The sequence below is a fragment of the Brevibacillus massiliensis genome, assembly GCF_000311785.1.
Lineage (GTDB): Bacteria > Bacillota > Bacilli > Brevibacillales > Brevibacillaceae > Brevibacillus_C > Brevibacillus_C massiliensis.
In genome coordinates this window covers 117,847-144,325 of record NZ_HE978546.1, presented here as the reverse complement: position 1 = coordinate 144,325, position 26,479 = coordinate 117,847, and the positions used below count along the sequence as shown (strand labels likewise).

Genomic DNA, 26,479 nt, shown 5'->3' with positions numbered 1-26,479 from the left:
GTGAAATTGCAAAAAATTTGCGCTGTTTTTGTGGTATACCCCGATCCCAGCTTGTATGATGAAACTACACAAGCCAGTAAAAGTCGGGAGGAAATCAGATGAATTCATTTAGCTACGATTGTTCCACACGCATTGAGATGGGAATGGACAAAGCTCTCCAACTGCCGCAGCTGCTGCGCTCCTTGCAGACGGGCTCATCTGTCCTGCTGGTCAGCGACCCCGGTGTTATCCGAGCGGGATTGGTCGCTCCGATCCAGACTGCCTTGGAGGAGGCGGGGTTCAGCGTATCACTGTTTGCGTCGCTCAGCCAAAATCCGCGGGATACGGAATGCTTGGCGGGGGCGGCAGTGTTTCGTGACGCAGCGGCTGACATGGTGGTGTCCATCGGCGGGGGCAGCGCGATGGACACAGGGAAAACGATCGCGCTGTGCGGGCCAAATGGCGGGACCCCGGCCGATTACGCGGACGGCAGGCTTCCCTATGACAACATCGCTCCGATCATTTGCATTCCCACTACGGCCGGGACTGGCTCGGAAGTGACTCGCTCTGCCGTCATCACCGAGTCGTCCAGCCACCGGAAAATGACGCTCAAGCACGCTGCCCTGCGCCCAACGCTGGCTGTGCTCGATCCCGCCCTGACGTTCAGCGTTCCGCCTTCCGTCACCGCTGCCACCGGTGTCGACGCCTTGGTTCACGCGATCGAGGGGTATACCTGCAGGGTGACCAATCCGATCTCGCAAGCTCTCGGCGCCCGTGCAATGCAAAAGATCGTTTCCGCGCTTCCGGCTGCATATGCCGATGGCCGGAACGAAGCGGCCCGCTATGACATGCTGGAGGGCAGTCTGCTCGCCGGTCTCTGTTTTGGCTCTGCCGACGTAGCGGCTGTTCACTGTCTGGCGGAAGCGCTTGGCGGACTGTACGATACTCCGCACGGGGTCGCCAATTCGGTGTTCTTGCCGCATGTCCTTCGGTACAACGCCGCCGAAAACAAGCCGATGCACGCAAGGCTGGCGCGGTACATGGGTTTTGCCGGGGATTCCGACGGGGACGAGCTCGCGGTCGAAAAGCTGATTGACGGCATCGAAGCCTTCACGGACAGCCTGGGCATCCCCAAGCTGAAGGATCTGCCGGGCATCCGCGTAGAGGATTTTCCGAAAATCGTGGAACTCTCCCTGCGCAACGGTTCAACGCCAAGCAACGTGCGGACGGTTACGGCGGATGATTACCTGTTTATCCTTGAGCAGGCGTATCGCTCGTAAGAAACGTTTTATTCTGGAGTTGGCGGATGGTGTTGGTATAGGAATCAACCACCCAGATCAGTTCGTTCAGCCAGCGAAATATCCGCTGCATACGCCGGAGGATTTTCCTTTTTGTTGCCATGAGGTAAAATAGGAAAGTATGGATACAACGAAAGGGAAGACAACAATGAAAAAGTTTTTATGGTCGATCGTATTGCTGTGTACAGTCCTCATGTTTGGTTGTTCGGCGCTGGGGGAGCCAGCTTCCGTAACGAAAACGGCCGATAACAAAATCGAATGGGCGTTTACCCAGGCTAAGCAGCATCCGGAGAAGCTGCTGATTGACGTGATCAACTCGGCGCAAGCATCGTTGGATGTCGCGATCTACAGCCTGACTCACCCAGACGTCGTCGCCGCGATCCGGGACGCCAAAAAACGGGGTGTGAACGTTCGGGTCATCACCGACAAGCAGCAGCTGGGCGGGAAATCGCAAACATCGGCGCTCAAAATCCTCGGCAGCGCCGGAATCCCGACGAAGATCAACACCCACAACGGCTTGATGCACCTCAAAATGGTGGTCGCCGACCAGAAAATCGCCACGACCGGGTCGTTTAACTACTCGAAGGCGGCCAGTACGGTGAACGATGAAGTGCTCGTCGTATTGCGTGATGAGACTGTCGCGAAAGCCTTCTCCCAACAGTTTGAAAACATGTGGAACGACCAGGACGCGTTTGAATCGATCGAACTGCGGATTGCTCAGGATACGAGTGTGCCCAGTGCCAATGAGGCGGCGGCATCCGATGATGCGGAGGAAACAGCGGATGAAAAGCCGACTGCCGGCTGCCTCGTTCCGAAGATAAAAGGAAACAAGAATTCGAAAATCTATCATCTGCCTGGAAGCCCGTCATACGACCAAACGACAGCCAATGTCGAGTATTTTTGCACAGAAGAGGAGGCGCAAAAGGCGGGGTACAGAAAACCGAAGAATTGACAGAGGTCAGGTAAAGAATGGCTGTCCCGAAAGTAGTGTTTAACGATAACTGCTTTCGGGACAGCTTTTTTTCGCTCATACAGAAAGAACTCTGCTATATTGATGTCAATAATGAAAATCATTATCAATATTTGCGAGGTGACAAAACCATGACCTTGGACACAAACGGCCGGGTGACCGGAGAGGAAGTGCCCCCGTTCGATTTTAGCCGGTTAACGGGAAAGCTTTGGGATGTCGAAATCGTTGCCGGAAGCAGCGGTTTTCGATTGGAGCAGCAGCTGACCGATTCTTATGTCTGTCTTGTTCTTCTGGGCGGCGATGGGAAGCTGCAGCGCGAATCAAAGGTCTGCCGCATGTATCCAGATACGGTTTACATCTGTCCGCCGCACAGCACGTTCGGCGTCTTCGCCGCAGGAAGCGACGATATTTCCCTGGCGATTGTCCGCTTGAGCCTGTTTGAGGAAGCCGATTCGAGCCGGACAAAGCTGCAAGCCGTCCAAGCGGGCGAATTGCTGCCGCCTGATGGCGAATGTCAGGTCGCCCCCGCTGGCAGACTGGCTGCACTGTGCCGTTTGATGCACCAGCACAGTCAAAGCGGCGACCCGCTCATCCGCTGGCGCGGACAGCTTCACTGTCTGGAATTTCTTCATGAGATAGCGGCTGCTGCCCGTCACAAGCCGGGTAAAGATACGCGCCATGGGCTTGAACGAGCGAAAAACTACCTGGAGGAGCACTTTGCCGACCATCTGACGGTCGAGCGGTTGGCTGCGATTACCGGGATTAGTCCCAAATACTTTGCCGATTTGTTCAAAAAAACGTACGGTGTGAGCGCACTTGACCTTTTGACGCAGATCAGACTGACCAAGGCGAAGAAGCTGATGCTTCGCTCGAATCGATTGATGCGGGATATTGCACACGAAGTGGGCTACCGTGACGAATTTTACTTCAGCCGCAAGTTTAAAAAGGAATTTGGATTGCCGCCGTCGGCATACATGAAGAAGCGGCAGCACAAGGTTGCTGTCTACGGTTCGGCAGCGCTGATCGGGTATTTGCTGCCGCTTCATGTCATCCCTTATGCGGCGCCGCTTCACCCGAAATGGTCGGGTTACTATTACGATCAACTCGGCACAGAAATTCCCGTGCAGCTCAACGCTTACCGCCAAAATTACCACAAAGCGGAAAACCTGGACAAGCTGTCCGAAGCCCGCCCTGAGCTGATCCTTTGTCCAGCAGGATTGGAGGCGTGGGCAGCTTGGGGCGATCGGAAAATTGTACGAGATGCCGGGAGACCATTTGGGATGGAAGCGGCAGTTACGAGAGGTTGCCGCGTTCCTGGGCGAAGAAGCGGAAGCGGAACGCTGGATTTCCGCATTTGAGTGCAAGGCGGCGGCAGCACGAGCGAACTTTCAGCCTCTGTTCAGCCGGACGACAGTGTTGACGTTGCGCCTGTACCATGGACAGTTTTTTGCCCACTGCAACCTTGGCATACAGGAGGTGCTTTACCGGTCGCTGGGCCTAAGGTCGTCCTATCCGCAGAAAGCAGCCCCGTTCAACCTTCCGCTTGCACTGGAGCAGCTGGATGCAAGCAGTGCTGATCATATCTTGCTGCTTGTCTGCAAGGAAGCGAAGACGCTGGAAGGTCAATCTGACTTTTCGTAGACGAGGAAGTTGGTCGGGGTACTGCATGTCGAACATGCTTCTTTGCTGATTCAAATCATACTCAACTGCAAAAATCGGGAATCTGCCGAAGCTTGCCGTGAAGACTTCGGCAGATCCACCTGTGAGCCGCAGATCTCAGAGCGATTTTTCCAGTTCCTCATTCCGCCGATTTTTCAATCTGCCGCAGAGGAGGACACCGGCAATTACGGCAAGACTTAAACCCCATTTGAGCAGCGGATTTTCCGCGAAGAAGCCTTTTAAAAACGGTTCATCGACAATCATCTTCGAGGAGGTCCAGGCCAATACTCCCGCCCCGATATACATAATCGAGGGATAACGCTCGACCCATTTCAATATGACTGTGCTGCCCCAGATGACGATTGGCACGCTGACGAGCAGTCCCAAGAGTACCAGCAAAAACTCCCCGTGGGCCGCCCCGGCGATCGCCAGCACATTGTCCAAGCCCATCACCGTATCCGCGATCATGATCGTCTGGATCGCTACCCACAAGCTTGCCCCTGCCGCGACATTTCCATGCTCTTTTTTCTCGACCAACAGCTTGTATGCGATCCAGATGAGCAGCAGTCCTCCGAGCAGCAGCAGCCCGGGGATCATCAACAGCCAGACGACGGCCAAGGTCAACAGTGAACGAATGGCAATCGCGCCAACGGTTCCCCAGACAATCACCTTTTTTTGCTGTGCTTTTGGCAAATTGCGGGCGGCCAGTCCAATGACGATGGCATTATCGCCCGCCAAAACGAGGTCGATCACGACGATTGCAAGCAGTGCAGACCAAAAATCCGGTGAGAAGAAATCCATCAATAAACACTCCCTTTACTTGTAGTAGAAAACTCGTATGAATTCCCCGATACTGCCGTGACAACCCCCCCTAAACATCAAAATGACCTTTACCTCAATCGGGTAAAGGTCTTGTAAACAAGAAAACCTTTACCCCTGCGGTAAAGGTCTCGCTAACAACTTGTGTCGTTGCCAACAAAGCCGAGGATAGAATCCCGGAATGACGACTTTGCTGTACAGCTACTCCCCTTTAAAGGAATATTTCGTGCTTGTATTTTCATATTAATCGCACGTTTCTTTGAAGTCAAGAGGTTCCTTTCAGGTAAGCAGCCGTACAGTCAGGGATGATGTTAGCCGCCAAAATTCCGATATTTGTAAATGAAATCTTTGAAACGAATGCAGTCCTCTTTCGTAGTACATATAAATCGATTCTTATTTGAGACGACAGGAGGGCTTCTGATGAAGTGTCCGGTTTGCAACGATGTTCGCATGCGGGAAGTGGAAAAGGAGGGCGTGCTGATCGATGTATGTCCTGACTGCAAGGGAGTATGGCTGGATCGCGGGGAGCTGGAAAAGCTGATGTCGGACGTTCGCCAGGAACGCCGGGAATATAGCGAATGGTACCAGGAACGCAGCCGCCATTCCGCCGATCCGTACCGCGGTGACCGCCACTACGATTCCAAGCATGATTCGCCGTACTACAAACACAAGAAGAAGAAGAGCGTGTTGGACAGGTTGGGAGATTTGTTCGATTAGGAGCCACCAAGAGGCGGGATTCCGCCTCTTTTTGTTAGACGACCATTCTAATCTGGTGGAATAAAAGGGAACCCATGTTTGTTTTGAGGGATAACAAAACGTTTCATATCTGCATTATGAAAGGGCATCGCTTATTCCCCTATTGTAAACAGATGTGTCAAAACGCCAAGCATGTATCTAACACCACCAATTTTTATATCCGGCAAGTATACACCGTGGATCTCGATCCCCTGGCCCCTTATGAAAAAGGAACCACACATCGGTTCTCCGGAAAACGGATCAAACGCGGCTTACTCAGCTTCGATTTCACCGAGACAGACATCGCTATCGGATCCATTCACGTGACCGACGAAGGGCAGCGAGCTAATGTCATCCCCAAAATTTTAATTCTTACTTGACAGGTCAGAATAATCGGATTAAACTCAATCATAACCATCATTCCCATTCGTTCCGCTTGACTCAAGAGAAAAAGTGAATGTCCAACCGGACGACCGGAGGCTTCCTCTTCTGCAGCGATGCAGCTTGAAGGATGCCTTTTTCTTTTTCGTCGCACGTGTGGAAATGAGTGAAAAAAACAGAAAGGAGATCCGTTTCCATGATTCGCTTGGAGAATGTCGAGAAGACGTATCAAAGCCCTGAACACGGTGCGTTTCAAGCTTTGGCGCCAATCAGCCTGGAGATAGAGGAAGGAGATATTTTCGGGATTATTGGCTACAGCGGTGCCGGAAAGTCTACTTTGCTGCGAATCATCAATCTGTTGGAACAGCCTACGAACGGAAAGGTGATCGTGGCAGGGAGAGATCTGACCATCCTTTCGCCAAAGGCGCTGCGAGCGGCGAGGCACTCCATCGGCATGATCTTTCAACAATTTTGCCTGTTCAGCAATCGAACGGTTGCCGAGAATGTGGAATTTGCTTTGGAAATATCGGGGATTGAAAAAAAAGACCGGCAAAAGCGGGTGAAAGAGCTGCTGGAGTTGGTTGGGCTTCAAGATAAATCGTCCAGCTATCCGTCCAAGCTGAGCGGAGGGCAAAAACAGCGGGTCGCAATCGCGCGGGCCTTGGCGAACCGGCCGCGAATCCTGCTTTGCGATGAACCTACCTCCGCCCTCGACCCCCAGACGACGCAGTCTGTCCTCTCTCTGCTGCAGGAGATCAACCGGACGCTCCAGGTGACGATCGTAGTGGTCACGCATGAGATGGACGTCGTCAAACAAATTTGCAATAAGGTGGCCGTGCTGGAAAATGGGCGTCTCGTCGAGGAATTGTCGCTCACCCATGCCAAGGGAGCACCTGCCTCCAATCTCGGCAGACTGCTGTTTCAACCCAAAAACGAATGGCTGCTTGCCCGGGAGGTCGCCAGTGTTTGAGAATCTGCTCGCGCTTGTACCGGAATTCGGGATGGCGATCTGGCAAACCTTCACGATGGTTGGCATCTCTGCCGCGGCTGCGCTGCTGTTTGGAACGCCGTTGGGGGTGCTGCTGTTTCTCACCGGAAAGGGGCAAATCCTGGAGCGAAAACACCTGCATCAGACGATCAACTACGTGGTAAATACGGTCCGTTCCCTGCCGTTTATCATCTTACTGGTAGCGATTATCCCGCTGACCCGCGTGATCAATGGCACTACGATTGGGCCAATAGCGGCGTCGGTCCCGCTCTCCATCGCCGCGATTCCGTTTTTTTCGCGGCTGGTCGAGCAAGCCCTGCGAGAGATTCCCAAGGGAGTGATAGAGGCGGCCGTTGCGATGGGCGCCTCCCCGCTGGGGCTGATCTGGAAAGTCCTGCTCAATGAAGCGCGGGCCAGCATCGTTTCCGCTTTGACGGTCACGTCCATCAGCCTGCTCTCCTATTCGGCGATGGCGGGGACCGTGGGCGGCGGGGGGATCGGCGATTTGGCGATTCGCTTCGGCTATTATCGCTTCCAGACGGAAGTCATGATCGCAACTGTTGTCCTGCTGATTCTGCTCGTACAAATCATTCAATTCACGGGAAATCACTTTGCCCGGCTTTTGGATAAGCGATAGGGGGAGTTTCATGAAAAAGCGTCCACTGTTCATCGCGTTTGCCGCTATGATGATGCTTTCTGCCCTGCTGTCAGGGTGCGGCAGCGTCACCTCTTCCGGGCCTGAGAAACAGGAAATCAAGATCGGCGCGACAGCAGGCCCGTACAGCGACCAGCTGAAAAAAGGCATCAAACCCTTGCTGGAGAAAAAAGGCTACAAGGTGACGATCGTCGAGTTTAACGACTACATTCAACCGAATACGGCGCTGATCAGCGGCTCCATTGATGCCAATGTGTTTCAAAACACTACGTATTTAGAAAATTTTACAAAAGAATATCAAGCCGATTTGACCGGAGTCATCCCCATTCCGACGGTTCCCATGGGGCTTTATTCCAAGAAACACCGCTCTTTGGATGAACTGACGGAAGGGATGCGCATCTCCCTGCCAAATGACCCGACCAACCAAGCAAGGGCACTGGGCATGCTGCAGACATTCGGCCTGATCAAGCTGAAGGCGGACGCTGACGTACTCCACGCTTCTGAACAAGACATTGCAGAAAACCCGAAAAAGCTGGAGATACTCCCGCTGGAGGCAGCCCAGCTGCCGCGCTCACTGGATGACGTCGACTTTTCCCTGGTCAACGGGAACTTCGCGCTGGCGTCGGGATGGAAGTTGAGCGAGGCGATCAAACTGGAACAAACCCCGAAAAACTACATCATCGTCTTGACCGTGAAAACTGCGGATAAGGATCAGCCATTTGTAAGCGATTTGGTAGAGGCGTACAAGTCAAAAGAGTTCGAGGAATTGATCGACAAGGAGTTCCAGGGTTTTATCAAGCCCGAGTACTGACCGGTCTCGACAGGGGTAAGCTTTCACTGCATGAAAAAGGGGGAATGTGAAATGGCCGCGCTAGGGCAGCGATTCAGGGATAGTTTACAGGATGGGCGAACAGTTTGGCTGGATGGCGAAAAAGTGGAGAACGTATCGCAGCACCCTGCCTTTCAAGGGACACTGCAAACCTTGACAGCCCTCTTTGCAACGCTGGAGGACAATGTGCTCCGCGAACATGTAGGATTTAGAAGCCCGGTTACAGGGGAGTACGTTCACAACGCCTTTCTGGTTCCTGCCTCCCTCGAGGATTTGCAAAGGCGGACAGCCGCTTTTGCCTGCTGGACCAAAAAGACGCACGGTGTGATGAGCCGGCTCTCCGAATATGCCCGTTCTTTGGTGACAGGCTGGTATGCCGCCCGGGAAAGATATCAGGTTTTTGATCCGCAGTTTGCCGAAAAAATCGTTCGCTACTACGAACAAGCCCGCGATCAGCACCGCTTTGTGACGACCGCGCTGTTGGATCCGCAAATTGACCGCTCAAAAGGGCCTTCGGAACAGAAAGACCCGGATGCCGTTCTTCGGATCGTGAGAAAAACAGAAGATGGGGTTGTTCTGCGAGGGGCGAAAATGATTGCGACGGCGGGTCCGTACACACACGACTTTTTGGTTTATCCGTTCCACCGGATCGCCGATGGGGATCTGGCACATGCCCATATGATGATCGTGCCCGCCAATACGCCCGGCCTTCACATCATCTGTCGCGAATCCTTTGCTGCCGATCGCCGGGAAGTCTATCCGCTCAGCTCCCGATATGAAGAAATGGATGCGGTGCTGCTGTTCGACGATGCCCTGGTTCCGTGGGAACGCGTCTTCCTGCACGACAATCCGCAGGCGGTGTGGCAGCTGCGCATGGATGAAACAGCCAATGGGCTGGCCTACCACACGACTGTGGTGCGCCTCCTGGCGAAGCTGGAATTTGTGGCAGGGGTCGCCTTTGCCGTTGCGGAAGCGATCGGAGCCGATCATCACCTGCACGTCCAGGAAAAACTGGGAGAGTTGGTCATTCAGCTGGAAACCGTCAAAGCCCTGCTGATCGCATCGGAAGCGGGAGGCAAAGCGGATGTGTACGGCACATTCGTCCCCGATCCGACCCCGATCGAGACAGCGAGAAACCTGGGGCCCAGGTATTATCCGCGGGCGATTGAAATTCTGCAGCAAATCGGAGCGGGAGGCTTTATGCAGGTGCCTTCGAACGGGGAGCGGCTGCAGGCGGAACTGGGCGGCTTGCTGCAAAAATACTACCGCGGCGCAAAAATAGACGCGGAAGGCCGGATTGCCTTGTTCAAACTGGCTTGGGACTTGATCGGCAGCCCGCTGGGATCCCGGCATGAGCTTTACGAGCGGTTCTACCTGGGGGATCCGGTCAGAACGTACGCTGCCCAATATCAGAACTGCGACAAGGAGCGGCTTCAATCCCGTTTGCGCGATTTCTGGAACCTGGCCGCAGGGAAGGAGGCGAAGGAATATGACAGCAAGTCAGCGGTATCTCTCTAGGCTTCGGGACGGGCGAAGCGTCTGGCTGCAGGGGAAGATCGTTGAGGATCTACCCAGCCACCCGGCGTTTGCCGGAACGATTCAGACGATTTGTGCATTGCTGGCTTTGCAGGACGATCCCGCCTCCCAGCCGTCTCTGACTTTTTCGCCCCCCGATACGGGCAAGCCTGCCAACCTTGCCTATCTGGTTCCCGGCAGCAAAGAAGAGGTGCTGCAAAAGGAGACCGCATACCGGATATGGTCGGAAAAAACTTTTGGCATGATGAGCCGGCTGTCCGACTATTCGAGGTCACTCTTGACCGGATGGTACGCCAGCCGCCATGTATTAGGGGGGAGCGACGGCAAGTTTGCCGACAAAATCGACCGGTATTATCGGCTAAGCCGGGATCAGGATTTGTTCTCCACAACCGCGTTGCACGATCCGCAGGTAGACCGGTCGAAATTGTCTTCCCAATTTGATGATCCCCACACCCATCTGCGCATTGTGCGGGAGACAGAGGACGGGATCATCGTGCGGGGGGCGAAGATGATTGCGACCGGGGCTCCGTATTACGATGAAATTTTTGTCTATCCGTTTCATCGGCGCCCGCAGTCAGAAGCCCGGTATGCGACGATGTTCGCCGTCCCTGTCGCCACAAAAGGGGTGCACATTGTCTGCAGGGAGTCTTTTGCTTCCGAGAACGCAGAGGATCACCCGCTCAGCTCAAGATTTGACGAAATGGATGCGGTTGTCGTCTTTGACGATGCCTTGATCCCGTGGGAGCGGGTTTTTATCAAAGACGATCCGGAGGCGATCTGGAGGCTGAGACAAGATCCCGTCGCCGTCGCCTTGAGCCAGCAGCCGACAGTGGTCCGGCTGCTCCAGAAACTGGAATTCGTCGCGGCCATCGGCCACGAATTGGCCTGTACGATCGGCGCCCGGCAATACTTGCACGTTCAGGAAAAACTGGGGGAGCTGATCATCCAGGCAGAGACGATCAGGGCCCTGCTGCTGGCCGCCCGCGAACGTGCAAAGCCAAATCAATACGGAGTGTGGCTGCCCGCCGTCGAACCTTTGACGACCGCCCGGAATTTGGGCTCCCGCTATTATCCCCGTGCGCTTGAAATCATCCAGCAGATCGGAGCGGGAGGATTTCTGCAGGTTCCCTCTGCTCTCGCGGAACTGAACGGGCCGATCGGACCGTTTATCCAAAAGTACTACCGCGGCGCCGAGGTACAGGCAGAAACCCGCCTGAAACTGTTCAAGCTGGCTTGGGATTTGATCGGCAGTCCCCTTGCTTCCCGCCATGAGCTGTATGAGCGGTTTTACTCCGGCGACCCGGTGCGCACGTACGCGAGCCAGTATGCGGGTTACGACAGGCAAGAGTTGATTCAGACTGTTTGGGAATTGGCAAAATCAGACGCGAGGTGATCCTGTATGGCGATTCATTTTTCCTGGTTTGTTCCGACCAATGGAGACGGGGAGTACATCGGACTTGCCCGGCCAGAGCGCGAGGCCACTCTCGACTACCTCGGCAAGGTTGCCCAGGCGGCCGAAGCAGCGGGTTTTTCCGGCATTCTCATCCCCGTAGGGGCCCCCTTTTTGGATTCGTGGATGGTTGCGTCGGCGATCTGCCAGTGCACGTCGAAGATTTCTCCGCTGGTGGCTTTTCGCCCGGGTTTTGTCGCGCCCACTCTGGCGGCAAAAATGGCGGCAACACTGGATCAATTCAGCGGGGGAAGGCTCTGGGTCAACGTGGTGACGGGCGGTTCTCCGTCAGAACAAGGGCAGGATGGGGATTTTCTGGAGCATGACCGGCGTTATCAGCGCACGGACGAATTTTTAACGATCGTCAGAAAGCTGTGGCAGGAGTCGTCGGTCAGCTTCGAGGGAGAGTTTTTTTCCGTAAGGAATGCTGCCCTCTACCCTTCCAATTATCAGCGAAGACAGCTTCCCGTCTACTTTGGCGGTTCCTCTGAAGCTGCCAAAGAAGTCGCCGCCAAACATGCTGACGTCTATTTGCAATGGGGAGAACCGGTGGAAGAAGTTCGGCGGCAAATCAACGATGTCAAGCGAAGAGCGGCTGCTTACAGCAGACAGCTGGAATTCGGCGTACGGATACACGTGATTGTGCGGGAAGGGGAGGAGGAGGCGTGGGCTGCTGCCAATCGCCTGATCAGCCGGATCGATCCGGTCGTCGAACAGCGGATGCAAGACTATTACCGAAGGGCAGATTCAGTGGCGCAGCAGCGGATGTCCCAATTGCTGGAGGGTGCAATGCGCTTTGGCAAGCACAAATGGGCCGGGATCGGCAGGGTGCGAAAAGGGGCCGGCACGGCAGTGGTCGGAACGCCGGAGCAGGTGAAAGAAGGATTGATGGAATACGTCGATGCCGGGGTGAATCACTTTATCCTGTCAGGTTTTCCGCATCTCGAAGAAGCGGAGCGGGTAGGGAATTTGGTACTGCCCCTGTTCTCGGATGACAGGGCGGGAGTGCTGTACTCGTGATGGAGGAGAGAAGCCGATGAGTGTGAAAGTAGCCATATGGGGTTCCAATATTTCCGGGGGATTTTTGCGTTCGACGGCAGATCAGGCCAAAGACGGCAGCTTTGCCTATAACCTGCGCCTGGCACAGCTGGCCGATCGGCTGGGAGTCGACGCGATTCTCTTCCCCACCCGCTATCTGGGAGGCTTGGGCGGCAGCGATGCGGCGGGCGGACAGCTGGACTCCTTGACGATTGTAGGCGCCCTGGCGGCACATACCAGGCAGGTTCACTTTATTTCGGCGGTGCTGCCGGCTTTTGTCCCTCCGGTTACATTGGCGAAAATGGGAGCGACCTTGGAACAGATCACATCCGGCCGCTGGCACGTCAATTTGGTCAGCGGCTGGTTTCAAGAGGAACAGGAGATGTTTGGCATCCCCTGGATCAGCCATTCCGAACGGTATCGTCGTTCGGAGGAGTATCTACAGGTGGTGAAAGGACTTTGGCAAAAAGAGGAATTTTCCTTTGAAGGCGAGCACTACCAGATACGTGGCGGAAAGATGCGGCCAACTCCCGTACAGAAACCGTACCCTGCTATTTTTCAGGGCGGAAATTCCCAGGAAGCACAGGAAATGGCGGGGAAATTTTCGGACTGGTACTTTATGAACGGAGCTTCGATTGAAGAACTGAGGCCGCAGATGGAGCGCGTAAGCGAGATTGCTTCCAGGCATCATCGGCGGGTCCGGTTTGCTGTCAACGCCTTCGTCATTGCCCGCGAGACAGAAAAAGAAGCGCAAGAAGAATTCCGCTACATCGTGGATCATGCCGATGTGACGGCGATCAACAAATTTAAAAACTATGCCAGGGGTGCTGCGGGCATGTGGTCGCGGGCCGCCTCCATCAGCGATTTTGTCGCCAACAACGAGGGCTTTCGGACCGGCTTGATCGGTTCGTACCAGCAGGTGAGAGACAAAATCCGGGAGCTGCAGTTGGCAGGCGTTGAGATGATTTTAACGGCGTTTCGCTATCCGGTCGATGAGCTGCCGCTGTTTTTCGAACATGTGCTGCAGAAAAAATTGGGCGCCGAATCTTGTAACGCCCAGGAAAAACGGGCATAGACTTTAGCGTAGTCGACCTGTTCCTGCTGTTTTTTTTCGGCTGAAACTCGACTGTTTTGGTCAGGATTCAAAACGGCAGGAAACAGGTTGAAAACTGAAAATAGCTGATCAGACAACTGAAGGCTCCTTGCCGCTTGCCCGGGTGCAGGCGTGTCGGGAGTCTGCATTGCGAAAGGAGTAGAAGAGCAATGTCAGGCAACAGGAAAACAAACAAGCGGTGGAAGGAGACGGGGATGCCGTTCCTTTTGCTCGCCGCCTTCATCCTGCTGTCCGCCTTCCTCACAGGCTGTTCCGAAGGCAGCGGCAGTGCCCAGGCGAAGGCCGAAGCCAAAACGAAAGCCGACAAGGTCCTGCGGATTGGCTATCAGAAGGGAGATCCGCTCAACATCGTAAAAGAGCGGGGGAATCTGGAAAAAAGATTGCAAGAGTTGGGTTACGCCGTCACCTGGAATGTATTTCCGGCGGGTCCGCCGCTCCTTGAAGCATTGAGCTCGGGAAATCTCGACGTGGGCCGGACTGGCGATTCTCCGCCGGTATTTGCCCAGGCAGCAGGTTCTCCGCTGGTCTACGTCGGGGCTGGCCATTCCAAAGCCAAAGGCTCAGCGGTCCTCGTCAAAAAGGATTCCGCCATCCACACGATCGCCGATCTAAAAGGCAAATCGATTGGACTTGCGAAGGGGTCCAGCTCGCACTACCTGCTCGTCAAGGCACTGGAGAGCGCCAATCTGACGTACGAAGATGTCACCCTGTCGTTTTTGGCCCCGGCGGATGCCCGGATCGCCTTTGAACAAGGCAAGGTAGACGCCTGGGTGGTCTGGGATCCCTACTTCGCCGACATTGAAAATACCGGACAGGTGCGGGTGCTGACCGACGGCCAAGGACTTGCGGACGACCGCGATTTCTACCTCGCATCAGATGTCTTCGCCAGGGAGCATGGCGACATTGTCAAAGTGCTGCTTGAGGAAGTGGAGGAGTCGAGCAGGTGGGCCAATGAAAATCCCAAAGAAGTCGCCAAGCTGCTCGCTCCCCTGCTGAAAATTGACGTTGCTGCACTGGAGAAAGCGGCGGCGCGCAGAACCTACGGTTTGGAAGAATTGGATGACGCGATGGTAAAAGGGCAGCAGGAGATTGCGGATACCTTCTATGCCTTAAAACTGATACCGAAGAAAATTTCCGTCGCGGATGCGGTTTTTCATCCGGCGAAATAAAAGAAAGGGGAAGCGTTATGGAAGTGCTTTGGTTTCTGCCTACACACGGGGATGGGCGTTACTTGGGAACATCAATCGGAGGGCGGGCCGTTCGGTTCGGCATCCGGCTGCACGTGATTGTGAGGGAAACCGAGCGGGAAGCGTGGGAAGCGGCAGACCAATTAATCAAGCACCTCGATGACGAGACAATCCGCTCGGCACAAAAATCGCTCGCCAACTACGATTCAGAAGGCCAAAAACGGATGCTGCAGCTGCACAGCGGCAATCGAAGCGATTTGGAAATATCGCCCAACCTCTGGGCGGGGATCGGGCTGGTCAGGGGAGGGGCCGGGACCGCGCTGGTAGGTGATCCCGAGACGGTAGCCGCCCGGATAGAAGAGTATGCGGAACTGGGAATCGAGAGCTTTATCTTGTCCGGCTACCCGCACTTGGAGGAAGCGTATCGGGTCGCCGAGCTGCTGTTCCCCCGTTTGGACCTGGCAAACCAGGCGAAGCCGCCTATCACCCCCTCTGGCGAAGTGATCGGCCACTTCAGCTTTCCTGTACAACCGGCGAGTCAATCTGTCGCAGCAGGGGGTGTCGGCAATGCCTGGAATCGTCATTCTATCGGGAAGCATCTCCGCTTCGTCGCGTATCAACGGCGTGTTGGACTACGACGGGAAAGTGTTGAGCGAAGCCGGGCTGCAGGTTGATTTCGTCAACGTCCGCGATCTTCCTCCGGAAGATTTGCTGTCCGCCCGATTTGACAGTACCGCCATTGTCCAGGCAAATCGCTTGATTGAGCAGGCCGATGCCGTTGTGGTAGCTACGCCTGTTTACAAAGCATCATACACAGGCGTGTTGAAGGCGTATCTCGACCTGCTGCCGCAAAAAGGGCTTGCCGACAAAGTGATTCTTCCCCTGGCCGTTGGCAGAACCCTGTCCCATCTGTTGATGCTTGATTACGCGCTGAAGCCGGTGCTGGCAGCGCTCGGTGCCGAACATGTCTTGAGCGGTGTGTATGCCGTGGATTCGCAGATCCAAAGAGACGATCCGCAAGGGGTTGTCATCAGCGAGGAGATTGTGCAGCGCTTGGATCGATCCCTGGACAAATTGATTCAACTTGCAGGCAAAGACAGGTGATCGCTTTGAGAGCCTCGTTTAAAAAGCTGTCCGCAAAAACCTTGATTCCGTGGAGTATTCCGCTTCTGTTCATCCTGTGCTGGCAGCTGTTTGGCTTGTCCCCGACTCCCGTTCAAGTGCTGGCCGCGTCTGTTCAATTGATCGAAAGCGGAGAATTGGCGGAATACATCGGCGTTAGCGCCAGGCGGGCGGCGATCGGTTTCGCCGTCGGCGGGAGCATCGGTTTTCTGCTTGGATTGGGCAACGGCTTGTTTCCGATCGCAGAAAAGCTGCTGGATACACCTGTGCAGATGATCAGAACGATTCCTCACCTGGCCCTAATCCCTCTCGTGATCTTCTGGTTCGGAATTGGCGAGACGGGCAAGCTGTTTCTCGTCGCTTTAGGCGTGCTGTTTCCGGTTTATGTCAATACCTTTCACGGGATTCGCACGGTTGATCCCGGCCTGATCGAAATGGGGAGGGTGTACGGCCTGCGCGGCGCAAAGCTGTTTTGGAAGGTGATTTTTCCGGGGGCCCTGCCCTCGATACTGGTTGGCGTACGCTATGCGCTCGGGGTGATGTGGATCTCCCTGATCGTGGCGGAGACGATTGCATCCGACTCCGGGATTGGCTATATGGCGACCAATGCCCGTGAATTCATGCAGATGGACGTCGTCCTGCTCAGCATCCTGCTGTATGCGCTGCTGGGCAAACTGTCTGATGTCATCGCCAGGCTGCTGGAAAGAAGATGCTTGCGCTGGCATCCCGGCTACAATGACTGATCCCACAAGCGAGAGGTGATGGTATGAAAAGAGGCCGCTCGGGCATTTGCCTCGATGTACAGGGGGTCGGCAAAGCGTTTGGCAGCACCCGTGTGTTACAGGGGCTTCAATTGATGATTCCCCCCGGAGAGTTTGTCGCCGTTGTCGGGCGAAGCGGCTGCGGCAAAAGCACCTTGCTGCGGCTGATATCCGGTCTGGACCAGCCGAGTGAAGGGAAGATTTTGCTGGATAACCAACCGGTTACCGGTGTTCACGCTGATGTCCGGATGATGTTCCAGGAGGCCAGACTGCTTCCCTGGCAGAGAGTGATTGACAATGTGCAGATCGGTATCAAGTCAGAATCACGGATAAGTGCCGAGGAGGTCTTGCAGCTTGTCGGTCTTGCCGACCGGGCCGCCGAATGGCCCCGTGTTTTATCGGGAGGGCAGCGGCAGCGGGTTGCGCTGGCCAGGGCTTTGGCAGGGGAGCCAAGGCTGCTCCTGCTTGATGAACCATTGGGTGCGCTGGACGCGCTGACCCGGATTGAAATGCAGCAGTTGATAGAAGAGCTGTGGCTGGAACAGAAATTTTCCGCCATTTTGGTGACGCATGATGTGAGTGAAGCCGTAACACTGGCAGATCGCGTGATCGTACTGGAAAAAGGGAGGGTTGCGCTGGACCTTCCTATCAGTCTCCCCAGGCCGCGCGCAAGAGATCACGGTTTTGCCCATTTTGAGAGAGTCATTTTAGACAAAGTGATGGCACGGGGAACGGAGGGTGTGGCGATCGTCAAGCAGCGAGCCTACAGTTACTCCGTCTAGCAGCGCTGCCCTGGAATAAGGCAAAAAAAGCCGGATCCTGCACACTGCGCAGAAATCCGGCTTTCTTCCTAAATCTCTACTCTACGTGTTTTTCCACTCCTCCTGAAGCTGTTCGTACTCTTCTGGTTGAAAGACCCGGGAACGGGTCAAAAAGCGCAGTCCCTCCGGACCTTCCAGGGAAAACATTCCGCCGCGGCCTTCGACCACATCGATCACGAGCTGCGTATGCTTCCAGTACTCATACTGGGCCCGGCTCATATAGAACGGGCAGCCGCCGATTTCTCCCAGACAGACGTCACTGTCGCCCACCATAAATTCACCCAAGGGAAAGCACATCGGCGAGCTGCCGTCACAGCAGCCTCCGGATTGGTGAAACATCAGCGGGCCGTGTTTTTCTTTCAGGCGTTCGATCAGCTGCAGGGCCGCTTCTGTGGCCAACACCTTTTCTACCTGGGCCATGGCATCCTCTAGAAGAAGCCCAATGCGTCCGGGCTGTAGCTGACGAGCAGGTTTTTGGTCTGCTGGTAGTGATCCAGCATCATCTTATGGGTTTCTCTGCCGATCCCGGAGACCTTGTACCCGCCGAACGCGGCATGGGCAGGGTAAGCGTGGTAGCAGTTCGTCCAGACGCGGCCGGCTTGAATGCTTCTGCCCATCCGGAACGCCGTGCTGCCGTCCCTGGTCCATACGCCCGCACCAAGGCCGTAGAGCGTGTCGTTCGCGATCGCCAGCGCCTCTTCTTGCGTGGAGAAGGTCGTAACGGCGACGACCGGCCCGAAGATCTCTTCCTGGAAGATCCGCATGTTGTTCTTGCCTTCGAAGACGGTAGGCTGGATGTACAAGCCTTGTTCCAACTCTCCGGGAAGCACAGTCCGTTCCCCGCCGGCTAGCACTTTCGCGCCTTCCTGCTTGCCGATTTCGATGTAGGACAAGATTTTATCAACTTGCTCGGTGGAGGCTTGCGCACCGATCATCGTCTCGGTATCCAGCGGATTTCCCTGCTTGATTTGTTTTACCCGGGCCAGGGCGTTTCCATAAACTGGTCGTAGATCGACTCCTGGATCAGCGCCCGGGACGGACATGTGCACACTTCGCCTTGATTGAGGGCGAACATGACGAATCCCTCGATCGCTTTGTTGAGGAAGGCGTCGTCTTTGGCGAATACGTCCTCAAAGAATATGTTGGGAGATTTTCCGCCCAGCTCGAGGGTGACCGGGATGATGTTCTGGGAAGCGTACTGCATGATCAGACGCCCTGTAGTCGTCTCGCCCGTAAAGGCGATCTTGGCGATGCGGCTGCTGGAGGCGAGCGGTTTGCCGGCTTCCAAGCCAAACCCGTTGACGATGTTGAGGACGCCCGGGGGCAGCAGGTCAGCGATCAGCTCGACGAAGACGAGCACCGAGGCCGGGGTTTGTTCCGCCGGTTTCAGTACGACGCAGTTTCCTGCCGCCAGAGCGGGAGCCAGCTTCCAGGTCGCCATCAGTAGCGGGAAGTTCCAGGGGATGATTTGCCCGACGACGCCGAGCGGCTCGTGGAAGTGGTAGGCCACCGTATCGTTGTCGATCTGCGACAGCGTTCCTTCCTGCGCCCGGATACACCCGGCAAAGTAGCGGAAGTGATCGATGGCCAGCGGGAGGTCGGCGGCCAGGGCTTCGCGGATGGGTTTTCCGTTATCCCATGTTTCGGCGACGGCGAGCATCTCCAGGTTGGCTTCCATGCGGTCGGCGATTTGCAGCAGGATCCGGGAGCGTTCCGCCGCGGACGTTCGTCCCCAGGCGTCTTTTGCCGCGTGGGCGGCGTCGAGTGCGGCCTCGATATCTTCTGCCGTGGAGCGGGGAATTTCGCAGAAAACAGCCCCGTTCACCGGGGAAATGTTCTCAAAGAACTCGCCTTTTACCGGCGGAACCCACTTTCCGCCAATAAAGTTGTCGTACCGCTTTTTAAAAGTGACTTTAGACCCGGCCTGACCCGGTTGTGCGTAGATCATGGACATACCTCCTCATCGTGTTTAGACATGTGTCATTGCAAGGAGGGTGCCAATGCCGCCGATGCTGTCATTCCTGGGCCGCATGTGAGATTTTATTACGCAGCTGTTCCATAATGGAGCAGTCGGGTGAACCGGAATGGAACATTTAAAATATTCTCACTTATATAGTAATATGTGGAGAGGAAGAGGAAAGGAGGCTGCTTTCTTGCCATATCAGGATCCCCTTTCAGAGCCGACCGACTACATCGAACAATCCTGGAAGAGATGTCGGGACATCGGCTTGAAGCAGAGTGAAAAAGCGGATGACCAGCTGCTGACCGGCACCTCGATCAAGGAATTGCAAAGCCGGTACGATTTCTTGTTTCCGCATGCGGAAGCTGTCTTTGAAAAGCTGTATCCGCTGATTATCCAATCCGGCAGTGTCGTATTTTTGACGGACCCGGAAGGAACAATCCTCTACGCCAGCGGCGACGCGGCTTTCGCCTCACGGGCGGCGCGCGTGCAGCTTCAGGTAGGAGCCAACTGGCATGAAACCAAAAAAGGCACGAATGCCATCGGGGTGGCGATTGAAGAAAAGAGGCCTGCGCTGGTCAAAGGAAGCCAACATTTTTTCCGCGAAAACCACTTTCTCACCTGCGCTTCCGCTCCCATCTTCGATCGCGCCGGCGAGCTGCTGGGGGTCGTCAATATCAGCGGCCTCAAGGAGACCTTTCATCCAGTGCTTGCAAGTGCTGCTTCCCTGGCGGCGGACGTCTTCCAAAACCGCATGCTGGTCCAGGAGATGAGGGCAGAGCATTTGATCACGCTGCAGCAGCTGGAGACGATCAGAGAGCGCCACCCCTTGCCGCTTTTAACGCTGGACGGCGACCGCCGGATAACAGGGGCCAACCCGTCGGCGATGAGGCTGCTCGGCAATTGCCTGGGAGCAGAACTGCCGTCTGATCACAACTTCCAGATCATCACGCTCAAAGACGACACCCATAAGCTGTACCGCTCTGTCGCGATTAAAGAAAGTCCCGCGACTTCCGCGAGCAGTCGGCAGCCGCCGCTCTATACATTTTCCGATATCTTCGGTTCTTGCCCGGCGATCGTACAGGTAAAGGAATTGGCGAAAAAAGCCTCCTGCAGCCAGCTTCCGGTCCTTTTGACCGGGGAAAGCGGAACGGGAAAGGAGCTGTTTGCCCAGGCGATACATACACAGAGCGAACGCGGGCCATTTGTTGCCGTCAACTGCAGCGCGATTCCCGATACGCTGATCGAAAGCGAGCTGTTTGGCTACGAAAAAGGCGCTTTTACCGGGGCCAACAGGGAGGGCGGCATCGGCAAATTTCAGGCGGCGGACGGCGGCACGCTGTTCCTCGATGAGATTGGCGACATGTCGGTGCGGGCCCAGGCGGCACTGCTGCGCGTCCTGCAGGAAAAAACCGTCACCCCCGTCGGCAGCGTCAAATCGAGAAGAGTAGATGTCCGCATCATCGCCGCTACTCATCGGAATTTGTTTGAGGAGGTCCAGGCGGGTCGTTTTCGCGCCGACCTGTTTTACCGCTTGAAAGGGATCACCATACATCTGCCTGCGCTGCGCCAGCGAAAGGACATCCGGCAGTTGGCGGAGCACCTGCTGCAAAAACATGCCGAACAGCCCAAAACCTTGTCGCCCGCGGCACTCCAGCTGCTGGAGCGCCATCCATAATATCCGCGAGCTTCTCTCCGTCCTGCTGCAAGCGTCGTTTCTCGCCGAGGGGGGAGTGATCGAAGCGGAACATATCGTCGTCGACACTCCCTGGGATCGGCAGGAAGAGGGAACGTTTTCCCTTCGCGAGAACGAACGAAAAACAATCGAAGAGGTATTGCAGGAGACGAACGGCAATATTGCCCGCGCCGCCAGCCTGCTGAACATCGGCCGGAATACGCTCTATCGCAAAATCAGGGGATACGGGATCCAGTATAAGAAATCCCCCGGCAGAATGCAGCAGTAGCGCTTCACGCCTTTTCATTGAGAAAGTAGCGGATCGTCCGCTTGCTGATGTTCCATGTTTCGCTCAGCAGCTGCCTGTCACCTTTCGTCTTTGCCAACCCCTGTTCGATTGCCTTTCGTCCGACTTCCGCCTCCAGCAATTTGACTCGTTTGACCGCATAATCAAAATCAAATTCTTCCACCGGGCCCATGTTTCCGATAATCGCCTCGACAAACCGCTCACACTCCCGGTCGATGCGATCGCAGACGGCGGCAGCTTCGGCTTTGGCCCCGGCTGCGCTGCCGCCTGCTGCCGGGGTCTGGCTGGCAATCTGCGGGGGAAGATGCTCTGGACGGAGCACTTCACATTCGTGGATGGCAATGGCCTGGTTTAATACGTTGATCAGCTGCCTGACGTTTCCCGGCCATTCGTAGGACTGCAACAGGGCCAGCGCCGCCGGATCGATCCGGCACGAAGAGCCGAATCGCTTTTCCAGGTATGAATGAGCGATCAACGGAATGTCGCCGGCTCTCTCCCGCAGCGGAGGAATCGTCAGTTTTACCCCTTCGAGGCGGTAGAGCAGATCCTGGCGAAACCGCTTCGCGGTAACTTCTTGTTCGAGCGCCCGGTTGGTGGCGGAGAGAAAGCGGATATTGGCCTTGGCTACGTGCTCGCCGCCCACCTTCATGTATTCGCCCGTCTCCAAAGCCCGAAGCAGCTTTACCTGAATGGAGGGGGGAGCTTCGCCGATCTCGTCGAGGAACAGGGTGCCGTTATTGGCCAATTCAAAGAAGCCTTTACGCGGCTTGAGGGCCCCGGTAAAAGCCCCCCGTTCATATCCGAACAGCTCACTCTCCAGCAGGGTCTCGGGGACCGCCCCGCAGTTGAGCGCGACGAACGGATACTGGGCCCGCAGGCTGGATCCGTGCAGGTAGCGGGCCAACAGCTCCTTGCCGGTGCCTGTCTCCCCTTCGATCAGCACGTTGATCGCCTTTTTGGCCAACTTGCGGGCGACGCTGATCAACTTTTCCATCGGTCCGCCGGGGGCGTACACGATGCCGTAGTGGGCTGCCTCGCGGGACAGTTCATCCGCCAGCTTCAAAGGTTCGTCCAGGACGGAGTCGATCACGCCCTCCAGGCTGTCCAGGTCGTCAAACGGCTTTTCCAGGTAGTCCCTGGCCCCTCTCTGGATCGCGGTGACGGCAGATTTGATCGTGCTGTAGCCGGTCATGATCAGGACGCCGCAGGAGGGATATGCCGATTTTATCCGGGTCAACAGGTCGAGTCCGTTGGCGTCGGGCAGCTTCAGATCGATCAGGGCGGCATCGAAGCTTGCGTGCCTCTCGGCTACCAGCCTGTCTACTTCCCTTCCCGAGTTGGCGGCTGTGACATCGCAGTTTTTCTGCTTGAGAAAATAGGTGAAAAAAGACGTGACTTCTTGTTCGTCATCCACAACCAGCACGTGGTTCCTCGCCATCTGCATCCTCCTTTGGCTTTTTCAATGGCAAAAGCAGGGTAAACTTGCTGTAGCGGTTCCGTTCACTTTCGGCAAACAGCCTGCCGCCGTGCGACTCGGTGATCCCCAGACTGACAGACAAGCCAAGTCCCGTTCCCTTGGCGCTCTCCTTGGTCGTAAAGAAGGGTTGAAAGATCTGCGGAAGATGCTCCGGTTGGATGCCGGCGCCGTTATCGCGGATCGACAGTCCGACCCAGGCAGCTTCTTCCTCAAGCAGAAAGGTTTCGATGATGATCTGCGGATGCTCACGCCCGTTCAGCGCATCCCTCGCGTTTAACAGCAGGTTGATCAGCACCTGTTCAATCTGGTGGCGGCTGCCGTGGAACGAGAGAGCGGACGATGACCGCTTTTGCTGGATCTCAATCCCGGAAACCGCCAGCTGGTAGCCGATCAGTCCCAGGACATCGTCGATCAGGTCGTTCAACGCCAGGCATTCAAAAGCGTATTCCTCTTGTCGCGAAAAGGTCAGCAGGTTCTGGATGATCTTTTTGCAGCGCACCCCGCATTGGTAGATGTCCTTCATCAATGGGTGAAGCGTCCCTGAAGCGGCTTCCCGCATCAGGAACTGGGCGTTGCCGAGAATGGCGGTAAGCGGGCTGTTCAATTCATGGGCGATTCCCGCTGCCATCTCTCCGATGGCGGCCATTTTGGCCGACTGGACAAGCTGGGCTTCGAGCCCTACCTTTTCGCACACATCCTGGAACAGAATGATATTCTCGATCGCTACGCCGACGTGCTCGGCGATCAGCCTGAACAAGGCGACTTCCTCCGCATCTGCTTTCTGCTTGCCATGGTGCAGCAGGGTGAGAAAACCCAACACCTGATTGAGGTGGCTGCGCAGGGAGATGGATGTGAAGCGGTGAGCGGGGAAGGCGGCCTGCATCACGTTCTCCAGCTGGTCAAGCCCCAGGGCAGGGGGATGCTTGACGGGCTTGACCAGCGTTTGGCAGCGCCACTCCGACTGCTCCAGGGTCGAGATGTAGGAGGAGAGCGTAGAGCCTTTCACCAGCGTGAGTGCAAACGAGTCGAATGGAATCAATAGCGACAACTGGGCCGCGATGTAGCTGCTCACCTCCTGCCAGGATGCGCTTATCTGTATCTTGGTCAGCTGATTGATGACCTCAAGCTGTTTGTTCTTCTTTTTCATCTCCTCGATCAGAAATGCCAGCTCGGCGTAATACGTCTTTCGCGAAGAGTGAATCCCGGTCAGTTTTTGCAGGATTTCTTGTTTCGGCAGCATCGGCATCCTCCTAGAGCGCTTTGTGGAAAATGCTGATCACGTCCTGGACGGTCATGTCCCGCGGATTGGTCGCCATGCAGACGTCGAGCACGGCGTGGGAGCTGAGCAGGTCGATGTGCTCCGGAAGCAGGCCGAGCGATGCCAGAGACTCCGGTATATCCAGATCTCGCGCCAAGTCCTTCACTGCTTTCAGCGCCAGGCGGGACGAGTCGTGCAGGCTTAGACCGGCTGTGTTCTCGCCGAGCGCTTCGGCGATATTCTTGTAGCGTTCGGGAGCGGCGATGTAATTGTACTCCAGCACGTAGGGGAGCAGGATCGCGTTTACCTCTCCGTGGGGCAGGTCGAGCAGCCCGCCCAATTGGTGGGACATGGCGTGGACCGCGCCCAGGATGGCGTTGGAAAAAGCGATGCCGGCCTGCAAGCTTGCCATCGCCATCGCCTGTTTGGCCTCGGCATTGTACTGGCTGGCGGCGGACGGCCGCAGATACTGGGAGATGAGCCGCATCGCCTGCAGGGACAACACCTCTGTGAGCGGCGTCGCTGCCAGGGAGATGTACGATTCGATGGCGTGGGTCAGCGCGTCCATTCCCGTGTTGGCTGTCAGCCGCTTGTCTTTTGTGGTGAGCGTCTGCGGGTCGATAATCGCGATGTCGGGGATGAGCGATTTGGAGATGATCGTCATTTTCACTTTCCGTGCGGTATCGCCGATGATGGAAAATTGCGATATTTCCGAACCGGCTCCCGCCGTTGTCGGCACCATCACCATCGGAGGCAGGGGCCGGGTGATTTTGTCCACGCCCTCATACTGGTGGATGCTCCCGCCGTTTGTCCCGAGCAGCGCGATCGCCTTGGTCGCGTCGATCGCGCTGCCCCCGCCGACTCCCAGGATGGCATTGCATCCGCAATCGCGGTATGCGACGACACCCGCGTGGACTTCGTAATCCTTGGGATTGGGCGTCACTTCCGTCCACAGGCTGTAATCCAGGCCGCTTGCTTTCAGGTAATGGATGACCTGTTCTACCCACCCGGCGTTGACCACTCCCGGGTCGCTGACCAGAAAGACGCGCGTCGCTCCCAACCTGACGAGACTTTCGCCGGTCTGGGAGATCGCCTGCTGCCCGAAGATGATTTCAGGCGTCATAAACTTGGACATCTGCATGCCACATCCTCCTTTCCCTCCCCCATGTATTTCGACAAAATGGGGGCGTTCCCCTACAGGTGACAAAAGATTGGCCCGCGGCCGAAAATTTGTCACGCGGGCCGAAATCTCGTCCGGCAACTCGGAGGTTTTATTGAAACATTCAGTCTTTTGCTTTTGGTATGAAGCTTGCTTAGACATGGGCAAACGGTTTTTTTATTTTTCATGAGGGAGGAAGTATGATGAGAGCAGCAGTTGTCAATCAGTTTAAACAAAAACTGGAAGTGAAGGAGGTACCCGTACCGGAGGCAGGTCCCGGCCAGGTGCTGGTCAGGATCAAGACCTGCGGCGTCTGTCATACCGACCTGCATGCCGCCCACGGGGATTGGCCGGTCAAGCCCAAGCTGCCTTTGATCCCCGGTCACGAAGGGGTCGGCGTGGTGGAAAAGCTGGGCGAAGGAGTCACCTCGCTCAAGATCGGGGACCGCGTCGGGATTCCCTGGCTGTACTCCGCCTGCGGGGAGTGCGAGCATTGTTTAAGCGGCTGGGAAACCTTGTGCAAGCAGCAGCTCAACGGCGGCTATTCGGTGGACGGCGGATATGCGGAATACTGCGTGGCGCCAGCCGCGTATGTAGCCAAAATACCTGACGGAATCGGCGACGTCGAGGCAGCTCCGATCTTGTGTGCAGGGGTGACGACGTACAAGGCATTGAAGGTAGCCAACGTCAAGCCAGGGGAGTGGGTCGCCATCTACGGGATCGGCGGTTTGGGCCACGTGGCGCTGCAGTACGCCAAAGCGATGGGTTACAACGTGATTGCTGTCGATATCCACGACGAAAAATTGGCGCTGGCCAAGGACCTCGGCGCCGATCTGACCGTCAACAGCAGTGCCCAGGATCCAGCCGCGTTCATCCAGGAGCAGGTCGGCGGGGCGCATGCGGCTGTCAGCGTGGCGGTAACGAAAAAGGCTTTTGAGCAGGCGTACCAATCCGTGAGGCGTGGAGGTTCCCTCGTGGTCGTCGGCCTGCCCAACGCCGAATTGCCCATCCCGATTTTTGACACCGTGTTGAACGGAGTGACAGTGAGAGGATCGATTGTCGGCACGAGAAAAGACATGCAGGAAGCGCTTGATTTTGCCGCCCGCGGAAAGGTGAGGGCGATGATCGAGACACAGCCGCTCGAAAAGATCAACGAAGTGTTTGAACGGATGGAAAAAGGTCAGATCAACGGACGCGTCGTCCTGACGTTGCAGTAATGTTTTGCAAGCGTTCTCATTGTTCAGAGCCGGACACAGGCTGCCCGAACACGGCAGTTTGTGTCCGGCTTTTTTTAAACCGGC

General features: G+C 55.9%; 23 protein-coding genes and 3 pseudogenes. 20 read left to right on the top strand and 6 right to left on the bottom strand.

Annotated elements, in window-relative coordinates; genetic code table 11:
- The first annotated feature begins 98 nt into the window (after positions 1-98).
- From HGBM_RS21100 to HGBM_RS30510, 4 genes are all read left to right on the top strand, one after another.
- Positions 99-1,259 carry an iron-containing alcohol dehydrogenase gene (locus HGBM_RS21100; RefSeq protein ID WP_019123080.1) on the top strand — a complete coding sequence of 387 codons (1,161 nt, stop codon included), beginning with the start codon at positions 99-101 and terminating at the stop codon, positions 1,257-1,259.
- 166 nt (positions 1,260-1,425) lie between these two features.
- Entirely contained in the window at positions 1,426-2,229 is an 804-nt protein-coding gene (locus tag HGBM_RS21095; protein ID WP_019123079.1) for a phospholipase D-like domain-containing protein, read from the top strand.
- Between the two features lie 149 nt (positions 2,230-2,378).
- Positions 2,379-3,605: a helix-turn-helix domain-containing protein gene (locus tag HGBM_RS28205; protein ID WP_161605080.1), complete on the top strand. Its 1,227-nt coding sequence runs from the start codon at positions 2,379-2,381 to the stop codon at positions 3,603-3,605.
- Positions 3,523-3,888: an ABC transporter substrate-binding protein gene (locus HGBM_RS30510; protein ID WP_161605079.1), complete on the top strand. Its 366-nt coding sequence runs from the start codon at positions 3,523-3,525 to the stop codon at positions 3,886-3,888. Before HGBM_RS28205 ends, HGBM_RS30510 begins: the two co-directional genes overlap by 83 nt.
- A 135-nt stretch (positions 3,889-4,023) precedes the next feature.
- On the opposite strand, the gene HGBM_RS21085 is transcribed toward HGBM_RS30510, so the two are convergent.
- Positions 4,024-4,707, bottom strand: coding sequence for a TerC family protein (locus HGBM_RS21085; protein WP_019123077.1), 684 nt, complete (start codon positions 4,705-4,707; stop codon positions 4,024-4,026).
- Between the two features lie 438 nt (positions 4,708-5,145).
- Between HGBM_RS21085 and HGBM_RS21080 the strand changes: the two genes are divergently transcribed.
- From HGBM_RS21080 to HGBM_RS21015, 13 genes and pseudogenes are all read left to right on the top strand, one after another.
- Entirely contained in the window at positions 5,146-5,442 is a 297-nt protein-coding gene (locus HGBM_RS21080; protein WP_019123076.1) for a TFIIB-type zinc ribbon-containing protein, read from the top strand.
- Positions 5,443-6,037: 595 nt separating this feature from the next.
- Positions 6,038-6,721 (top strand): annotated as a pseudogene (locus HGBM_RS28200) (methionine ABC transporter ATP-binding protein); the annotation flags it as partial.
- An 82-nt stretch (positions 6,722-6,803) separates the two neighbouring features.
- Positions 6,804-7,466, top strand: a complete 663-nt coding sequence (locus tag HGBM_RS21065) for a methionine ABC transporter permease (protein WP_019123073.1) — start codon at positions 6,804-6,806, stop codon at positions 7,464-7,466.
- 10 nt (positions 7,467-7,476) lie between these two features.
- Positions 7,477-8,295 (top strand): MetQ/NlpA family ABC transporter substrate-binding protein, encoded by an 819-nt coding sequence (locus tag HGBM_RS21060; protein WP_019123072.1) that lies wholly within the window; start codon positions 7,477-7,479, stop codon positions 8,293-8,295.
- 51 nt (positions 8,296-8,346) lie between these two features.
- On the top strand, positions 8,347-9,831 hold the full coding sequence (locus HGBM_RS21055) for a 4-hydroxyphenylacetate 3-hydroxylase family protein (protein WP_019123071.1): 1,485 nt from the start codon (positions 8,347-8,349) through the stop codon (positions 9,829-9,831).
- A complete protein-coding gene (locus HGBM_RS21050; RefSeq protein ID WP_019123070.1) occupies positions 9,803-11,242 on the top strand; it encodes a 4-hydroxyphenylacetate 3-hydroxylase family protein in 1,440 nt (479 codons plus the stop codon). Before HGBM_RS21055 ends, HGBM_RS21050 begins: the two co-directional genes overlap by 29 nt.
- A 6-nt stretch (positions 11,243-11,248) precedes the next feature.
- Positions 11,249-12,319 (top strand): LLM class flavin-dependent oxidoreductase, encoded by a 1,071-nt coding sequence (locus tag HGBM_RS21045; RefSeq protein ID WP_019123069.1) that lies wholly within the window; start codon positions 11,249-11,251, stop codon positions 12,317-12,319.
- 16 nt (positions 12,320-12,335) lie between these two features.
- Positions 12,336-13,412 carry an LLM class flavin-dependent oxidoreductase gene (locus tag HGBM_RS21040; RefSeq protein WP_019123068.1) on the top strand — a complete coding sequence of 359 codons (1,077 nt, stop codon included), beginning with the start codon at positions 12,336-12,338 and terminating at the stop codon, positions 13,410-13,412.
- A 188-nt stretch (positions 13,413-13,600) separates the two neighbouring features.
- On the top strand, positions 13,601-14,620 hold the full coding sequence (locus HGBM_RS21035) for a sulfonate ABC transporter substrate-binding protein (protein ID WP_019123067.1): 1,020 nt from the start codon (positions 13,601-13,603) through the stop codon (positions 14,618-14,620).
- A gap of 80 nt (positions 14,621-14,700) precedes the next feature.
- Positions 14,701-15,312: pseudogene (locus tag HGBM_RS28195) on the top strand (LLM class flavin-dependent oxidoreductase); the annotation flags it as partial.
- Positions 15,206-15,742: an NADPH-dependent FMN reductase gene (gene ssuE, locus HGBM_RS21025; RefSeq protein WP_026074570.1), complete on the top strand. Its 537-nt coding sequence runs from the start codon at positions 15,206-15,208 to the stop codon at positions 15,740-15,742. The pseudogene HGBM_RS28195 and the gene ssuE, both read left to right, overlap by 107 nt.
- A gap of 5 nt (positions 15,743-15,747) precedes the next feature.
- Positions 15,748-16,503, top strand: coding sequence for an ABC transporter permease subunit (locus HGBM_RS21020; RefSeq protein WP_019123064.1), 756 nt, complete (start codon positions 15,748-15,750; stop codon positions 16,501-16,503).
- A 23-nt stretch (positions 16,504-16,526) separates the two neighbouring features.
- Positions 16,527-17,303, top strand: a complete 777-nt coding sequence (locus HGBM_RS21015) for an ATP-binding cassette domain-containing protein (protein WP_019123063.1) — start codon at positions 16,527-16,529, stop codon at positions 17,301-17,303.
- An 81-nt stretch (positions 17,304-17,384) separates the two neighbouring features.
- On the opposite strand, the gene HGBM_RS21010 is transcribed toward HGBM_RS21015, so the two are convergent.
- Both HGBM_RS21010 and adh read right to left on the bottom strand, forming a co-directional pair.
- A complete protein-coding gene (locus HGBM_RS21010; RefSeq protein WP_019123062.1) occupies positions 17,385-17,762 on the bottom strand; it encodes a DUF779 domain-containing protein in 378 nt (125 codons plus the stop codon).
- Between the two features lie 8 nt (positions 17,763-17,770).
- Positions 17,771-19,290: pseudogene (gene adh / locus HGBM_RS28190) on the bottom strand (aldehyde dehydrogenase).
- 205 nt (positions 19,291-19,495) lie between these two features.
- Between adh and HGBM_RS28185 the strand changes: the two are divergent.
- Positions 19,496-20,980 carry a sigma-54-dependent Fis family transcriptional regulator gene (locus tag HGBM_RS28185; RefSeq protein ID WP_019123059.1) on the top strand — a complete coding sequence of 495 codons (1,485 nt, stop codon included), beginning with the start codon at positions 19,496-19,498 and terminating at the stop codon, positions 20,978-20,980.
- 55 nt (positions 20,981-21,035) lie between these two features.
- The gene (locus tag HGBM_RS31905) at positions 21,036-21,266 is read left to right on the top strand and encodes a helix-turn-helix domain-containing protein (RefSeq protein WP_019123058.1); all 231 of its coding nucleotides are present in this window, start codon (positions 21,036-21,038) and stop codon (positions 21,264-21,266) included.
- 4 nt (positions 21,267-21,270) lie between these two features.
- On the opposite strand, the gene HGBM_RS20995 is transcribed toward HGBM_RS31905, so the two are convergent.
- From HGBM_RS20995 to HGBM_RS20985, 3 genes are read right to left on the bottom strand one after another with little or no spacing between them, the layout of a single operon-like run.
- The gene (locus HGBM_RS20995; RefSeq protein WP_019123057.1) at positions 21,271-22,722 is read right to left on the bottom strand and encodes a sigma-54-dependent transcriptional regulator; all 1,452 of its coding nucleotides are present in this window, start codon (positions 22,720-22,722) and stop codon (positions 21,271-21,273) included.
- A complete protein-coding gene (locus tag HGBM_RS20990) occupies positions 22,691-24,001 on the bottom strand; it encodes a sensor histidine kinase (protein ID WP_019123056.1) in 1,311 nt (436 codons plus the stop codon). The genes HGBM_RS20995 and HGBM_RS20990 overlap by 32 nt, the downstream gene beginning before the upstream one ends.
- Before the next feature lie 10 nt (positions 24,002-24,011).
- On the bottom strand, positions 24,012-25,160 hold the full coding sequence (locus HGBM_RS20985; RefSeq protein ID WP_019123055.1) for an iron-containing alcohol dehydrogenase: 1,149 nt from the start codon (positions 25,158-25,160) through the stop codon (positions 24,012-24,014).
- A gap of 221 nt (positions 25,161-25,381) precedes the next feature.
- Between HGBM_RS20985 and adhP the strand changes: the two genes are divergently transcribed.
- A complete protein-coding gene (gene adhP / locus HGBM_RS20975; RefSeq protein WP_019123053.1) occupies positions 25,382-26,395 on the top strand; it encodes an alcohol dehydrogenase AdhP in 1,014 nt (337 codons plus the stop codon).
- The last annotated feature ends 84 nt before the right edge of the window (positions 26,396-26,479 follow it).